The 15,190-nt window shown below is 66.6% G+C and carries 13 protein-coding genes; 5 read left to right on the top strand and 8 right to left on the bottom strand.

Annotated features, from left to right (window positions below; genetic code table 11):
- The 5 genes from HUJ28_11460 to fabD form a co-directional block, all read right to left on the bottom strand.
- Window positions 1–1,365 carry an aminodeoxychorismate synthase component I gene (locus HUJ28_11460; GenBank protein MBD3620080.1) on the bottom strand — a complete coding sequence of 455 codons (1,365 nt, stop codon included), beginning with the start codon at window positions 1,363–1,365 and terminating at the stop codon, window positions 1–3.
- Window positions 1,366–1,392: 27 nt separating this feature from the next.
- Window positions 1,393–2,640, bottom strand: a complete 1,248-nt coding sequence (gene fabF / locus HUJ28_11455; GenBank protein MBD3620079.1) for a beta-ketoacyl-ACP synthase II — start codon at window positions 2,638–2,640, stop codon at window positions 1,393–1,395.
- 99 nt (window positions 2,641–2,739) lie between these two features.
- The gene (gene acpP / locus HUJ28_11450) at window positions 2,740–2,973 is read right to left on the bottom strand and encodes an acyl carrier protein (protein MBD3620078.1); all 234 of its coding nucleotides are present in this window, start codon (window positions 2,971–2,973) and stop codon (window positions 2,740–2,742) included.
- Window positions 2,974–3,167: 194 nt separating this feature from the next.
- Window positions 3,168–3,911 (bottom strand): 3-oxoacyl-ACP reductase FabG, encoded by a 744-nt coding sequence (gene fabG / locus HUJ28_11445; GenBank protein ID MBD3620077.1) that lies wholly within the window; start codon window positions 3,909–3,911, stop codon window positions 3,168–3,170.
- Window positions 3,911–4,852: an ACP S-malonyltransferase gene (fabD, locus tag HUJ28_11440; protein ID MBD3620076.1), complete on the bottom strand. Its 942-nt coding sequence runs from the start codon at window positions 4,850–4,852 to the stop codon at window positions 3,911–3,913. The genes fabG and fabD overlap by 1 nt, the downstream gene beginning before the upstream one ends.
- Before the next feature lie 220 nt (window positions 4,853–5,072).
- On the opposite strand from fabD, the gene infA reads away from it, so the two are divergent.
- The gene (gene infA, locus HUJ28_11435) at window positions 5,073–5,291 is read left to right on the top strand and encodes a translation initiation factor IF-1 (GenBank protein ID MBD3620075.1); all 219 of its coding nucleotides are present in this window, start codon (window positions 5,073–5,075) and stop codon (window positions 5,289–5,291) included.
- A 42-nt stretch (window positions 5,292–5,333) separates the two neighbouring features.
- Here the strand turns inward: infA and clpA are convergent, their stop codons facing one another.
- Both clpA and clpS read right to left on the bottom strand, forming a co-directional pair.
- Window positions 5,334–7,598 (bottom strand): ATP-dependent Clp protease ATP-binding subunit ClpA, encoded by a 2,265-nt coding sequence (gene clpA / locus HUJ28_11430; protein MBD3620074.1) that lies wholly within the window; start codon window positions 7,596–7,598, stop codon window positions 5,334–5,336.
- Window positions 7,599–7,679: 81 nt separating this feature from the next.
- Window positions 7,680–8,003 (bottom strand): ATP-dependent Clp protease adapter ClpS, encoded by a 324-nt coding sequence (gene clpS, locus HUJ28_11425; GenBank protein MBD3620073.1) that lies wholly within the window; start codon window positions 8,001–8,003, stop codon window positions 7,680–7,682.
- 242 nt (window positions 8,004–8,245) lie between these two features.
- Between clpS and HUJ28_11420 the strand changes: the two genes are divergently transcribed.
- From HUJ28_11420 to acnA, 4 genes are all read left to right on the top strand, one after another.
- Window positions 8,246–8,707 (top strand): NUDIX hydrolase, encoded by a 462-nt coding sequence (locus HUJ28_11420; GenBank protein MBD3620072.1) that lies wholly within the window; start codon window positions 8,246–8,248, stop codon window positions 8,705–8,707.
- Complete coding sequence (gene mnmA, locus HUJ28_11415) at window positions 8,704–9,801, top strand: tRNA 2-thiouridine(34) synthase MnmA (protein MBD3620071.1); 1,098 nt, start codon at window positions 8,704–8,706, stop codon at window positions 9,799–9,801. Before HUJ28_11420 ends, mnmA begins: the two co-directional genes overlap by 4 nt.
- A 47-nt stretch (window positions 9,802–9,848) precedes the next feature.
- The gene (hflD, locus tag HUJ28_11410; GenBank protein MBD3620070.1) at window positions 9,849–10,436 is read left to right on the top strand and encodes a high frequency lysogenization protein HflD; all 588 of its coding nucleotides are present in this window, start codon (window positions 9,849–9,851) and stop codon (window positions 10,434–10,436) included.
- A 114-nt stretch (window positions 10,437–10,550) separates the two neighbouring features.
- Window positions 10,551–13,295 carry an aconitate hydratase AcnA gene (gene acnA / locus HUJ28_11405; GenBank protein ID MBD3620069.1) on the top strand — a complete coding sequence of 915 codons (2,745 nt, stop codon included), beginning with the start codon at window positions 10,551–10,553 and terminating at the stop codon, window positions 13,293–13,295.
- Window positions 13,296–13,385: 90 nt separating this feature from the next.
- Here acnA and HUJ28_11400 read toward each other — a convergent pair whose 3' ends face one another.
- Complete coding sequence (locus HUJ28_11400) at window positions 13,386–15,041, bottom strand: bifunctional diguanylate cyclase/phosphodiesterase (protein ID MBD3620068.1); 1,656 nt, start codon at window positions 15,039–15,041, stop codon at window positions 13,386–13,388.
- Between the last annotated feature and the right edge of the window lie 149 nt (window positions 15,042–15,190).

Here is a 15,190-nt window from a genome sequence, read left to right as displayed (position 1 = left end):
TCAGCCCCCCTGCCCCAGCGCGTGCAGCAGACCGCGGGCCTTGTGTCGGGTCTCCTCCAGCTCCGCCTGCGGGTCGGAGTCGGCGACGATGCCGGCCCCGGTACGAAAGTGCAGGGTGTCGCCCTGGCGCAGGATGCTGCGGATGAGGATGTTGAGATCCATGTCGCCGCTGCGATCGAGATAACCGATCCCCCCCGTGTAGGCGCCGCGCCCGACACCCTCCAGTTCGGCGATGATCTCCATGCAGCGCACCTTGGGGCAGCCGGTGATGGTGCCGCCGGGAAAGACCGCACGGATCACCTCGCCCGGGCGTACTCCCTGGCGCAGTTCCCCGGTGACGTTGGAGACGATGTGATGGACATGGCGATAGCTCTCCACCGACATGAGCTCGTCGACCCGGATGCTGCCCGGGCGGCAGATGCGTCCCAGGTCGTTGCGTTCCAGGTCCAGCAGCATGACGTGCTCGGCCCGCTCCTTGGGATGGCCGATGAGCTCCCGCGAGAGGCGGTCGTCGTCTCCGCTGTCCGCACCGCGCGGCCGCGTGCCGGCGATCGGCCGCGTGTCGACACGCCCACCCCTGACCTTCACCAGTCGCTCCGGCGAGGAGCTCAGCACCGCCCAGTCACCGAAGTCGGCGAGCCCGGCAAAGGGGGCCGGGTTGGCCTCGCGCAGCCGGGCATAGAGATCGGCATGCGAGACCGCCTGCGACAGCGTCACCTCCCAGCCGCGCGAGAGATTGACCTGGAAGACGTCGCCATCGCGGATGTAGTCGAGGCAGCGTCGTACGCCGTCGAGGTAGGCCGTGGGCTCGTCCTCGCGGATCGTGCCGACAATCGGCATGGGGCTGGTGCCGGCCTCGCGGGCGGCCAGGTCGGATGCCACGTCCGCGCACAGGGCGGCGAAACCGGCCTGCGCTCCCGGCTCGGCCACCACCGCGCAGGCCCGGCGTTCGTGGTCGACGATCACCGCCCCCTGGCAGCGTACGGCCTCGGCCACCGGTGCGATGCCGGCGGCCGGTGGCAGTTCGAGCGTGGGTTCGAGTTCGGCGGCGAGCTCATAGCCCAGGTAGAGGAACCAGCCGCCGTGAAACGGCAGCTCGTCGTCGGCCGGCGTGGCGGAGCCGACCTCGGCGAGAAACCAGTTGTCCAGGGCATCGACGAAGCGGGTCTGCCCCGCGGCATGGGGGCCGGTCAGGACGCCGTCGGCGGTCAGCCGGAGCCGCTCGCCAGGCAGTGCCAGGAGGATGGAATAACGCGAGTGGGGGGTCCCGGTGACCGCGCTATCCAGCAGGAAGGGATAGCGCGCGGGCGCGTGCCGGTGCAGGGCGAAGAGGTCGGTGCTGCTGTCGAACCAGCGTAGGAGCACGCGCCGCCCGCCCTGCCCGGGCAGTGATCAGGCGAGTTTCTTGAACACCAGGGTGCCGTTGGTGCCGCCGAAACCGAAGGAGTTCGACAGCACCACGTCGAGCTTGCCCTCGCGTGCGGTGTTGGGCACGAAGTCGAGATCGCAGGCCGGGTCCTGGTTGTCGAGGTTGATGGTCGGGGGCATGATCTGGTCGCGCAGCGACAGCACCGAGAACACCGCCTCGACACCGCCGGCGGCCCCGAGCAGGTGACCGGTCATGGACTTGGTGGAGCTCACGGCCAGCTTGCGGGCGTGATCGCCGAAGGCACGCTTGACCGCCGAGGTCTCGGCGACGTCGCCGGCCGGGGTGGAGGTGCCGTGGGCGTTGATGTAGTCCACGTCCTCGGGATTGATGCCGGCGTCCTTCATGGCCATGGTCATGCAGCGCGCCGCACCTTCCCCACCCTCGGAGGGCGAGGTCATGTGATAGGCGTCGGCCGACCAGCCGAGACCGGCCAGTTCGCAGTAGATCTTCGCCCCGCGGGCCTTGGCATGTTCGTACTCCTCGAGCACCAGCACGCCGGCACCGTCGCCGAGCACGAAGCCGTCGCGGTCCTTGTCCCAGGGACGGCTGGCCGCCTGGGGATCGTCGTTGCGGGTGGACAGGGCGCGGGCGGCGGCGAAACCGCCGATGCCGAGCACGGTGCAGCCCATCTCCGCACCACCGGCGATCATCACGTCCGCGTCACCATAGATGATGTGACGGGCGGCATCGCCGATGCTGTGGGTCGCGGTCGCGCAGGCACTGACCAGCGCGATGTTCGGACCCTTGAAACCGTACATGATCGAGAGATTGCCCGAGATCATGTTGATGATGGCGCTGGGCACGAAGAACGGCGAGATCTTGCGCGGACCGCCCTTCATGTAGGCCTCGTAATTGCGTTCGATGGTACCGAGACCACCGATACCCGAGCCGATGGACACGCCGATGCGCTCGGCATTCTGCTCGGTCACCTCCAGCCCGGCGTCGGCAACGGCCTGAATCCCTGCCGCCATGCCGTACTGGACAAAGAGGTCCATCTTCTTCTGGTCCTTGGGCGTGATGTAGTCATCGGCGGTGAAGCCGCTGACGTTACCCGCGATCTGCACGGAAAAGGCACTGGAATCGAAAAGATCGGGATTGATGCGGTCGATCCCGCTTTTACCCGCCTTGATGTTCTCCCAGGCAGTATCGATGGTGGAACCGACGGGCGAAATGATACCCAGACCGGTGACAACTACACGACGCTTGGACAAGGTGATGACCCTTCTTCGTTTCGCTTCATGATCCAAAGCAACAGACCGCGACCGTAGGGTCGCGGTCTGTTGCTCTGTCTTTATTCCGCAGGTCGCGCGTTACTTGTGCGCGTTGATGTAATCAATGGCCTGCTGGACGGTGGTGATCTTTTCGGCTTCCTCGTCGGGAATCTCGGTCTCGAACTCTTCTTCCAGAGCCATGACCAGTTCGACGGTGTCGAGGGAGTCAGCGCCCAGATCGTCGACAAAGGACGCTTCATTGGTGACATCTTCTTCCTTGGCGCCCAGCTGTTCGACGACGATCTTCTTGACGCGTTCTTCGATAGTACTCATTGGCTAGTTATCCCCTAAATATGCTCAACGCAGCGTAACTGCGGCGGTATTTTAGTGTAAAGCCATCCGGCAATCTACTTTGTCGGAAGACCCGCTCTCGAGGACCGCGCAACGTTCTCGTTACGCAGACCAAAAAACCTTTTCAAACAGAATGTTGGAGCCTGTTTCTCGTCTTTCTTCTAGGTAGTGGCGGCTCAGGCCATGTACATGCCGCCGTTCACGTGCAGGGTCTCGCCCGTGATGTAAGCGGCCTCCGGCGAGGCCAGGAAGGCCACCGCGTTGGCGATGTCCTCGGCCGCGCCCAGGCGTCCGAGCGCGATCTGGCCGACGAGCGCCTCGCGCTGCTCTTCCGGCAGGGCGCGCGTCATGTCGGTGTCGATGAAGCCCGGCGCCACCACGTTCACGGTGATCCCGCGCGAGCCCACCTCGCGGGCCAGCGACTTGGAGAAGCCGACGATGCCGGCCTTGGCGGCGGCGTAGTTGGCCTGACCCGGGTTGCCGGTGGCACCGACCACGGAGGCGATGCTGATGATGCGGCCCTTCTTCGCCTTCATCATGCCGCGCAGCACGGCCTTGGAGACGCGGAACACGGAGCTGAGGTTGGTCTGCATGATGTCATCCCATTCCTCGTCCTTCATGCGCATCAACAGGTTGTCGCGGGTGATGCCGGCATTGTTCACCAGAATGGTCACCGGACCATGCGCCTCGCCGATGGCCTTGACGGTCTCGGTCACGGCCTCGGCATCGGTGACGTTCAGGGTCATGCCCTGCCCCTTGATGCCGGCCTCCTTCATGTAGGCGGTGATCGCCTCGGCGCCCTTGTCGCTGGTGGCGGTGCCGATGACGGTCGCACCCTGCTGTCCCAGGGCCACGGCGATGGCACGGCCGATGCCGCGGCTGGCGCCGGTGACCAGCGCGATTTCTCCTTCAAGCTTCATCAGGCTTTCTCTCCGCACAGGCCGAGGGCGGACGCGAGCGAGGCCGCATCGAGCGCGCACTGGGCCGAAATGGACTTGTCGATTCGTTTGGTGAGGCCGGCCAGGACCTTGCCGGGGCCGAATTCTACGATGTCGGTGACACCGTCGGCCGCCAACCGGTTAACAGTTTCGACCCAGCGCACCGGGCTGTAGAGCTGGCGGGCCAGGGCGTCGCGGATGCGATCGGGCTCGCTGTGGCTGGCGACGTCGGCGTTGTGGATCACCGGGATGGACGGGGCCTGGATGGCCACGCCTGCCAGGCGCTCGGCGAGCTGATCGCCCGCGCCACGCATCAGGCTGCAGTGCGAGGGCACGCTCACCGGCAGTTTCAGGGCCCGCTTGGCACCGGCCTCGGTGGCGGCGGCCACGGCGCGCTCGACGGCGGCAGCCGAGCCCGCGATCACCACCTGGCCCGGCGAATTGAAGTTGACCGGCTCGACCACCTCGCCCTGCGCGGCGCCTTCGCAGACGGCCCGCACGGCGTCGTCGTCCAGCCCCAGGATGGCCGCCATGGCGCCCTCGCCTTCCGGTACCGCCGCCTGCATCAGGCGGCCGCGCTCGCGCACCAGGGTGACGGCCGCGTCGAACTCCATGGCGCCGGCGCAGACCAGGGCGGTGTACTCGCCCAGGCTGTGTCCGGCCATGGCCTGCGGCAGGCAGCCGCCCTGGGCCTTCCACACGCGCCAGACGGCAACGCCCGCCGCCAGCATGGCCGGCTGCGTGTTCTCGGTGCTGTTGAGATCGCTCTCGGGACCGTTCTGGGTCAGCGACCAGAGGTCGAAGCCCAGTGCGTCGGAGGCCTCCTGGAAGGTCTCGCGTACCTGGTAGTACTTGTCGCCCAGCTCGGCGAGCATGCCCATGGACTGGGAGCCCTGGCCGGGGAAAACGGCTGCAAAGGTCATGTAGGTGGTGGCCTCTTGCCTGGTTGTCTATTGTTTATCTGATGGCGACGTCGGCGAAGGCGCGTAGTGTAGGCAAAGCATCGAAGCAGCGCAAATGCGCCGGTGGGGATAAAAATGCCCGAAAATCAATCCGGAATGGGCGGCAAATGCTTGTTTTATCCGGCAGGTTGTCGATAATACCGGCTGGTCAAAACGGCGCAGCCTCTAACCTTCAAGGCATATGGCAAAAGAAGATCACATCGAGATGGAAGGCACGGTGGTCGACACCCTGCCCAACACGATGTTCCGAGTGGAACTGGACAACGGTCACGTGGTGACGGCCCATATCTCCGGCCGCATGCGCAAGAACTACATCCGCATCCTCACCGGCGACCGCGTCACCGTGCAGCTGACGCCCTACGACCTCACCAAGGGGCGCATCACCTACCGCAACCGCTAGGCCCCTGGCGACTGCGTGAAACCGAGATGCCGGAGGCGGTGCCTAGTGCACCGCCTCTTTTGTTTCGTATTCGAGTTTCAGCCCACCCTCGCCGGCCGTGATGCGCACCTCGCCACCACCCGCCAGCTTCCCGAACAGGATCTCGTTGGCCAGCGGCTTCTTGATGTGCTCCTGGATGACACGGGCCATGGGCCGTGCACCCATCTGCGGATCGTAGCCGCGCTCGGCCAGCCAGTGCCGCGCCGAATCCTCCACCACCAGCGTGACCTTCTTCTCTTCCAGCTGGGACTCGAGCTGGATGATGAACTTGTCGACCACGTTGACAATGGTGCGCGGGTCCAGCGACTTGAACTGGATGATGGCATCCAGGCGGTTGCGGAATTCCGGCGAGAAGGTCTTCTTGATGGTCTCCATCGCGTCGGTGGTGTGATCCTGCGGGGTGAAGCCCACGGTCTTGCGCGTCAGCGATTCGGCGCCGGCGTTGCTGGTCATCACGATCACCACGTTGCGGAAGTCCACCTTGCGGCCGTTGGTGTCGGTGAGCGTGCCGTGGTCCATCACCTGCAGCAGCAGGTTGAAGACGTCCGGGTGGGCCTTCTCGATCTCGTCGAGCAGCAGCACGGCATGCGGATGCTTGAGCACGGCGTCCGTGAGCAGCCCGCCCTCGTCGTAGCCGACGTAGCCGGGGGGCGCACCGATCAGGCGCGAGACGGTGTGGCGCTCCATGTACTCGGACATGTCGAAGCGCAGCAGCTCGATGCCCATGATACGGGCGAGCTGGCGTGTCACCTCGGTCTTGCCCACGCCGGTGGGGCCGGCGAACAGGAAGGAGCCGATCGGCTTGTCGGGGTCGCCCAGGCCGGAGCGTGACATCTTGATCGCCGAGGCCAGCAGGTCGATGGCCTCGTCCTGCCCGTAGACCACCATCTTCAGGTCGCGCTCCAGGTTCTTCAGCGTCTCCATGTCGGAGGCGGAGACGTTCTTGGCCGGGATGCGGGCGATCTTGGCGACGATGTCCTCGATGTCGCGGATGCCGATGGTCTTCTTGCGGCTGCTCTCCGGCTGCAGGCGGCGGCTGGCGCCGGCCTCGTCGATCACGTCGATGGCCTTGTCCGGCAGATGGCGGTCGGAGATGTACTTCTCCGACAGCTCGGCCGCCGCACGCAGGGCCTTGCTGGTGTACTTCACCGAATGATGTTCCTCGAAGCGCGACTTCAGCCCCTTGAGGATCTCGAAGGTCTCGTCCACGCTCGGCTCGTTCACGTCGATCTTCTGGAAACGACGGGCCAGGGCGCGGTCCTTTTCGAAGATGCCGCGGTATTCCTGGTAGGTGGTGGAACCGATGCACTTGAGTTCGCCCGAGGCCAGCATGGGCTTGATCAGGTTGGAGGCGTCCATCACGCCACCCGAGGCCGAACCCGCACCGATGATGGTGTGGATCTCGTCGATGAACAGGATCGCACCCGGCTCCTTCTTCAGCTGGCGCAGCACGCCCTTGAGGCGCTTCTCGAAGTCGCCGCGGTACTTGGTGCCGGCCACCAGGGCGCCGAGGTCCAGCGCGTAGATGGTGCTGTCGGCCAGCACCTCCGGCACCTCCTCGTCGACGATCTTCTTCGCCAGGCCCTCGGCAATCGCGGTCTTGCCCACGCCGGCCTCGCCGACCAGCAGGGGGTTGTTCTTGCGCCGGCGACACAGGATCTGGATGGTGCGCTCCACCTCGCTGGCGCGGCCGATGAGCGGGTCGATCTTGCCCTGGATGGCCTGGGCATTGAGGTTGGTGGCGAACTCGTCCAGCGGGCTGCGGCGCGATTCCTCGTCCTCCCCCTCGCCCTCTTCCGGCACGATGTGCTCCTCGCCCAGCTCCTCCTCGTCGCCGATGCGCGAGATACCGTGGGAGAGGTAGTTCACCACGTCCAGCCGCGTCAGGTCGTACTTGGCCAGCAGGTACACGGCCTGCGAATCCTGCTCGCCGAAGATGGCCACCAGCACGTTGGCGCCGTTGACCTCCTTCTTGCCGGAGGACTGCACGTGGAACACGGCGCGCTGCAGCACCCGCTGGAAACCGAGCGTGGGCTGGGTGTCGCGCGGATCTTCCGGCGGCAGCAGCGGGGTGTTGTCGTCGATGAACACGGCGAGGTCGTGGCGCAGCTCGTCCAGGTCCACGCCGCAGGCACGCATCACGCTGGCCGCCGTCGCGTTGTCGACCAGCGCGAGCAGCAGGTGCTCCACGGTCATGAATTCATGACGGCTCTCGCGGGCATTCTTGAAGGCCGCGTTGAGGGAAAACTCGAGTTCTTTGCTGAGCATGGGCTCTCTCTATCGTTCCGGCTGGCTGATGTACCGGCTGGGCCGGGTCTGGCTGCTGCCTGTGGGGCGTCCGGGCCGGATTCAGTCCGCTTCTTCCATGGAGCACAGCAACGGGTGCTGGTTCTCGCGGGCGTAGTCGTTCACCTGGGCCACCTTGGTCTCGGCGATGTCGCGGGTGTAGATGCCGCACACGCCCTTGCCCTTGGTGTGTACCGCGAGCATCACGCGCGTGGCGCGCTCGCGGTCCATGTTGAAGAAGGTCTCCAGCACCAGGACCACGAACTCCATCGGCGTGTAGTCATCGTTCAACAACACCACCTTGTACATGGGCGGGCGCTTGACCCGGGGCTTCGATTCCTCGACGAGCAGGCCGTCGTCGTGATCCTGTCTGTGTTGCTCTGCCATTGATCTGAGTCTAGTTCAGTTGCCGTATTGCCGACCCGGTGCGGCGGGACCCAGAGTATACCGCAGCGCCGCGTTTCACCCAACGGGCAGCGTTGCAAAACCGCGGCTTAACCCATTGATTGGTCGGGTTTTTCAAAGAACTGAGACTGGTCCTGCAAAACGAAAGTTCCACCGGCTGCTGTTTTCCCGGGCGGCGAGACGGCGGCGCGTCCCGGCGCTGGGCCGCATGATATGATGCGCGGATGATCTGGAAGCCGAATGTCACCGTGGCCTGCGTGGCCGAGCGCGAGGGGCGCTTCCTGCTCGTGGAGGAGCGGGAGGCCGGCCGCGCCGTGCTCAACCAGCCCGCCGGGCACCTGGAGGAAGGCGAGAGCCTGCTCGAGGCGGCGGTCCGCGAGACCCGCGAGGAGACCGGGCACGACTTCCGCCCCACCGCCCTGGTCGGGCTGTATCGCTGGGTGCATCCGGCCTCGGGCCTCACCTTCCTGCGCGCCGCCTTCACCGGCGAGCTCGGCGAACCGGTGCCCGGTGCGACGCTGGACCCCGACATCGTCGCCACCCACTGGCTGGACCGCGAGGCCCTGCTAGGCTCCGCCCTGGCCCTGCGCAGCCCCCTCGTACTGCGCTGCATCGACGACTACCTGGCCGGCCGGCGCTACCCCCTCGAACTGCTCACCGATCTCGACCACAGGGAAACGGCATGACCTCCCGCGCCCCCCGCGTCATCGTCGGCATGTCCGGCGGCGTCGACTCGTCGGTCGCCGCCCTGCGCCTGCTCGAACAGGGCTATCGCGTCGAGGGCCTGTTCATGAAGAACTGGGAGGATGACGACGACGCAGACTACTGTGCCGCCGCCCAGGACCTCGCCGACGCCCAGGCCGTGTGCAGCGATCTCGAGATCGTGCTGCACAAGGTGAACTTCGCCCGCCAATACTGGGACCGGGTGTTTGCCTACTTCCTGGAGGAATACCGCCGCGGCCGCACGCCCAACCCGGACGTGATGTGCAACAAGGAGATCAAGTTCAAGGCCTTCCTCGACTATGCCCTCGAACTCGGCGCCGATTACATCGCCACCGGCCATTACGCACGGGTGGAACACGGCGAGCGCGCCCGCCTGTTGCGCGGCGTGGATGCCAACAAGGACCAGAGCTACTTCCTCTATGCCCTGGGCCAGGCGCCGCTCGCCCGCAGCCTGTTCCCCGTCGGCGAGCTGGAAAAGCCCCGCGTGCGCGAGATCGCCGCAAAGGCCGGCTTCATCACCTCCACCAAGAAGGACAGCACCGGCATCTGCTTCATCGGCGAGCGCAAGTTCCGCGACTTCCTCGCCCGCTACCTGCCCGCCCGGCCCGGCCCCATCGTCACGGCGAACGGCGAGACGCTGGGCGAGCACCAGGGGCTCATGTACTACACCCTGGGCCAGCGCCAGGGGCTGGGCATCGGCGGGGTGCGGGATGCGGGCGAGGCGCCCTGGTTCGTGGTGGGCAAGGACCTGGAGCAGAACCGGCTCCTCGTCGGCCAGGGACACGACCACCCGCTGCTCTATCATCCCGCCCTGCTGGCCCGGCAGGTCCACTGGATCGCGGGCGAGGCACCGGCCTTTCCCCTGTCCTGCACGGCGAAGATCCGCTATCGTCAGCCCGACCAGGCCTGCAGCGTCACGCTGCGCGGGACGGATACCCTGGCGGTGCATTTCGCCGAGCCGCAGCGCGCCATCACGCCGGGCCAGTCCATCGTCTTCTACGACGGCGCGGTCTGCCTGGGCGGCGCCATCATCGAAGAGCCCATCGACCATCCGTAACAACAGGTAGCCCCGTGACACCGAGCATCGAAAATCGCGCCATCGCCATGGCCGCCCTGTTCCAGTGTGCCGAACTCGTGCGCCAGGTCGCCTGGGAAGGCTCGGCCGACCCCGCCGCCTTCGAGACCTGCATCAAGAGCCTGTTCACGCTCGAGGCCGAGGGCATCGAGTCGATTTACGGCGAACTGTCGAACCTGCGCCTGGGCTTCAACGTGCTGGAACAGCAGCTGGGCCAGCAGAACACCACGCGCGAGATGGAGATCACCCGCTACGTCGTCACGCTGCTGCACCTGGAGCGCCGCCTGCGCAGACGCCCGGACCTGGTGTCCACCATCCAGGAAGGCCTGCAGACGGCCGAGAAGCAGTTCGAGTTCTTCTCCGCCACGCATGCCAACACCGTGGCGCGGCTGGCCGAGCTCTACCAGAACACCATCAGCCAGATGGGGCCGCGCATCATCGTGCAGGGCGACCAGGGCCACCTGAGCAACCCGGACAACGCCTCCCGCATCCGTGCCCTGCTGCTGGCGGGCATCCGTGCCGCGGTGCTCTGGCGCCAGGCCGGCGGTTCACGCTGGAGTCTCATCTTCGGCCGCACCAAGCTGGTCGCCGCGGCACGCCGGCTGGGGCCGCATTAGCCCGGCGCGTCACCCCCGCCCCTACCGTTTCGGGGCCAAATCGCCGATAATTACGCGCTTTCGCGCCGAAAAACCGCGCGCAAGACGAATAACCTCCAACACGCAGGACAGACCATGGCTGATACCTTCAAGACCCGCTCCCATCTCGACGTCAACGGCAAAACCTACGAGATCTTCCGCCTGAGCGGGCTGGACAAGGCACAGCGCCTGCCCTACTCCCTGAAGATCCTCCTGGAGAACCTGCTGCGTTTCGAGGACGGCAAGAGCGTGAGCGCCGACGACATCCAGGCCCTGCTCGACTGGGACCCCAAGGCCCAGCCGGCCAAGGAGATCGCCTACCGCCCCGCGCGCGTGCTGATGCAGGACTTCACCGGCGTGCCGGCGGTGGTGGACCTCGCCGCCATGCGCGACGCGATGAAGGCCCTGGGCGGCGACCCGGCCAGGATCAACCCGCTGCAGCCGGCCGAGCTGGTCATCGACCACTCCGTGCAGGTCGACAACTTCGGCGACACCAGCGCCTTCTCGCTCAACGAGAAGCTCGAGTACCAGCGCAACAAGGAACGCTACGCCTTCCTGAAGTGGGGCCAGGAGGCCTTCGACAACTTCAAGGTGGTGCCGCCGGAGACCGGCATCGTGCACCAGGTCAACCTCGAGTACCTGGCGCGCGGCGTGTTCGCCATGGAGAACAACGGCGTGCTGCAGGCCTACCCGGACACCCTGGTGGGCACCGACTCCCACACCACCATGATCAACGGCCTGGGCGTGCTCGGCTGGGGCGTGGGCGGCATCGAGGCCGAGGCCGCCATGCTCGGCCAGCCGGTCACCATGCTCATCCCGCAGGTGGTTGGCTTCCGCCTCACCGGCCAGCTGCCCGAGGGTGCCACCGCCACCGACCTGGTGCTGACCATCGTCGAGATGCTGCGCGCCAAGGGCGTGGTCGGCAAGTTCGTGGAATTCTTCGGCGACGGCCTGGATCACCTGCCGCTGGCCGACCGCGCCACCATCGCCAACATGGCACCGGAGTACGGCGCCACCTGCGGCATCTTCCCCATCGACGACGAGACCCTCACCTACCTGCGTCTCTCCGGCCGCAGCGCCGACGAGGTCGCGCTGGTGGCGGCCTACGCGAAGGCCCAGGGCATGTTCCGCGAGACCGGCGCTGCCGAGGCCGTCTACAGCGACACCCTGGAACTGGACATGTCCACGGTCGAGCCCAGCCTCGCCGGCCCCAAGCGCCCGCAGGACCGCGTGAAGCTGAGCGAGGCCAAGGGCTCGGTGCGTGCCGTCATCGACGCCATGCTCGACGAGCGTGCCCTGGCCGGGGCGAAAGACGTGGAGGCCGACCGCTTCGAGGGCGAAGGCGGCCACACGGCCGTCGGCGTCGAACACCAGGCCGATGAAAAGCCGCGCCACACCGTCTCGCACAAGGGCCAGCAGTTCCACATGGATCACGGCATGGTGGTGATCGCGGCCATCACCTCCTGCACCAACACCTCCAACCCCTCCGTCATGGTGGGTGCTGGCCTGGTGGCGACGAAGGCCCGCGAGCGCGGCCTGGCCGTCAAGCCCTGGGTGAAGACCTCCCTGGCCCCCGGCTCGCGCGTGGTCACCGACTACCTCGACAAGGCCGGTCTCACCGAACACCTCGACGCACTGGGCTTCAACCTGGTCGGCTACGGCTGCACCACCTGTATCGGCAACTCGGGCCCGCTGCCCGAGGCCATCAGCGAGGCCATCCTGGAAGACGACCTGGTGGTCTGTTCGGTGCTCTCGGGCAACCGCAACTTCGAGGGGCGCATCCACTCCGAGGTGCGCATGAACTACCTCGCCTCGCCGCCGCTGGTGGTGGCCTACGCCATCGCCGGGCGCATGGACATCGATCCGTACAACGAGCCGCTGGCCACCGACGCCGACGGCAACGACGTCTACCTGAAGGACATCTGGCCCACCCAGGCCGAGATCCAGGCCGTCGTGGGTGGCTCGGTGAGCGCCGAGGGCTTTGCCAATGCCTACGCCGACGTCTTCAAGGGCAACGAGGCCTGGAACAAGCTGGAATCGCCGAAGGGCCAGCTCTTCGCCTGGTCGGACGACTCCACCTACGTGCAGAACCCGCCCTACTTCGTCGACATGGCCAAGGAGCCGGGTGCGGTCACCGATATCAAGGGCGCGCGTGTGCTCGCGCTGCTGGGCGACTCGGTCACCACCGACCACATCTCCCCGGCCGGCGCCATCAAGGCCGACAGCCCCGCGGGCAGGTACCTGCAGGCGCATGGCGTCGCCCCCGCCGACTTCAACTCCTACGGCTCACGCCGCGGCAATCACGAGGTCATGATGCGCGGCACCTTCGCCAACGTGCGCCTGCGCAACCTGCTCGCGCCCGGCACCGAGGGCGGTGTCACCCTGCACCTGCCGGACGGCGAGGCCATGTCGATCTACGACGCGGCCATGAAGTACGCCGACGAGGGTGTGCCCACCATCGTGCTGGCCGGCAAGGAATACGGCTCCGGTTCCTCGCGCGACTGGGCGGCCAAGGGCCCGCGCCTGTTGGGTGTGCAGGCCGTCATCGCCGAGAGCTACGAGCGCATCCACCGCTCCAACCTGGTGGGCATGGGCGTGCTGCCGCTGGAGTTCCTGCCGGGCGAAAACCCGGCCACCCTGGGGCTCACCGGTACCGAGGCCTTCGACATCGAGGGCCTGGACAACGGCAACGCGAAGGAGGTCACCGTCACCGCCACCGCGGCCGATGGCAGCCGCCGGCAGTTCAAGGCACGCGTGCGCATCGACACGCCGGTGGAGGCCGACTACTACCGCAACGGCGGCATCCTGCACTACGTGCTGCGCCAGCTGGCCAGCGCCTGAGCCGATACCGATGCATGGATTACCGGCGGCCGGGATGGCCGCCGGGCGATGAGAGATTCAGGTACGCCCCGCTAGCGGGGGAAGCGCCGCTCAGGCCGGCACCACCGTGCCGGGTCCCGGCCAGGCCGCGGGGCGTTCCTCGCGGGGGGCGTTGGTCTGCAGCCAGGCCTGCAGGCTGTCCACGTCCATGGGGCGGCTGATGTAATAGCCTTGGGCGCGGTCGCAGCCCAGGATGGCCAGCAGGTCCAGCGTGTCCCGGTCCTCCACCCCTTCCGCCACCACGCGCCGGCCGAGGTTGTGCGCGAGATCGATGGTGGCGCGCACGATCACGGCGTCGTTGTCGTCGAACCCCATCTGCGTGACGAAGGACTTGTCGATCTTGATCTCGCGCGCCGGCAGGCGCTTGAGGTAGGCCAGCGAGGAATAGCCGGTACCGAAGTCGTCGATGGCGAAGCCGAAGCCCATGCGGGTCAGACGGGTGATGGCGTTCATCGCCTGTTCGGGGTCGGCCATCACCGCGCTCTCGGTGATCTCCAGCATCAGTGCACGCGGCGAGATGCCGTGGCGGCGGAAGGTGGCGATGATGTCGTCCAGAAAACCCGCATCGCTCAGGCTGCGCGCCGAGATGTTCACCGACACGCTGAAGTCGCCGGTGATGCGCTCCCACTGCCGGAGGTATTCTGCCACCCGGCGGATCACCCACTGATCGAGCTGGGTGATGAGGCCGGTCTGTTCGGCCATGGGGATGAACTCGTCGGGCATCACCGTGCGCCCGTCATCCCCGCGCCAGCGCACCAGCGCCTCCAGCCCCCGCAGCTCCCCGCTCAGCACATCCACCTGCGGCTGGAACATCAGGTGCAGTTCGTTCCCCTCGATGGCACGACGCAGTTCGCCGTGCAGCGAGAGCTGGTTGAGGCTGTGCTGTTCGAGTTCGTGGTTGTACACCGCCCACTGGATGGCCGATTTCTTCGCCGCGTACATGGCGATCTCGGCGCGTTTCATCAATGTGTTGGCCGTGCTGCCGTGATCCGGGAAGAAGGCGGCGCCCAGGCTCATCGCCGCGTCCATCACGTGGCCGTCGATGACGAAGGGCTCGCTGAGTGCGGCATGGATGCGTCCGGCGATGGAGCCCACGCGTCGCGCGTTCGCCACCCCCTCGATCACCAGGCCGAACTCGTCGCCGCCCAGCCGCGCCAGGGTATGCGTCTCGTTGAGGACGCCGCTCAGGCGTTCGCTCACCGCCACCAGCAGGCGGTCGCCGTAGTCGTGGCCGAGGGTGTCGTTGATGGCCTTGAAACGGTCGAGGTCCATGAGCAGCACGGTGAAGGCCCGTTGCTCCTCGCCCGAGGACTCGATCAGTGCCGAGATCCGTTCGCTGAAATGGGCGCGGTTGGGCAGGCCGGTGAGCCCGTCGTGCGAGGCACGGTGGCGCTCCAGGGCCGAGATGCGGCGCACCTCGCGGATGGTGATCATGCTCAGGCGGCTCACCACCAGCACGAACACGCTGCCCATGAAGAAGATGCCGGCCACCACGTAGTCGATGGGCGTGACCTCGCGGCCGATGAGCGAGACGTTATAGGCCAGGTAGCCCAGGATGAAGACGACGATGAGGAGGGAGAGGATGCGCCAGCCCTGGACGGTATCGCGGGCCTCGCCGCAGATGCGGCAGGCGGGTAACAGGGCGGCGACCAGGAAGGTCACCCCCACGAGCACGAGCCCGGCGGGTAACAGGTGCAGGGGTTCCAATGGACTTCTCCCAAAGACCGGCCGTGATTGTCGTTGTAGTGGCATTCGCCCCCTGCCCGGCCGGCTGCGTGTTGCGGGGAGAATGCGGGCGCCGGGTCATGCCCGGCGCCGTTATCATTGCAGTATAACCACCTGCGAAGCTTAATGTA

It is taken from the genome of Chromatiales bacterium (assembly GCA_014762505.1).
Classification (GTDB): Bacteria; Pseudomonadota; Gammaproteobacteria; order SpSt-1174; family SpSt-1174; genus SpSt-1174.
The sequence above is the reverse complement of the archived record's forward strand: the minus strand, read 5'-3'. Positions and strand labels throughout refer to the sequence as shown.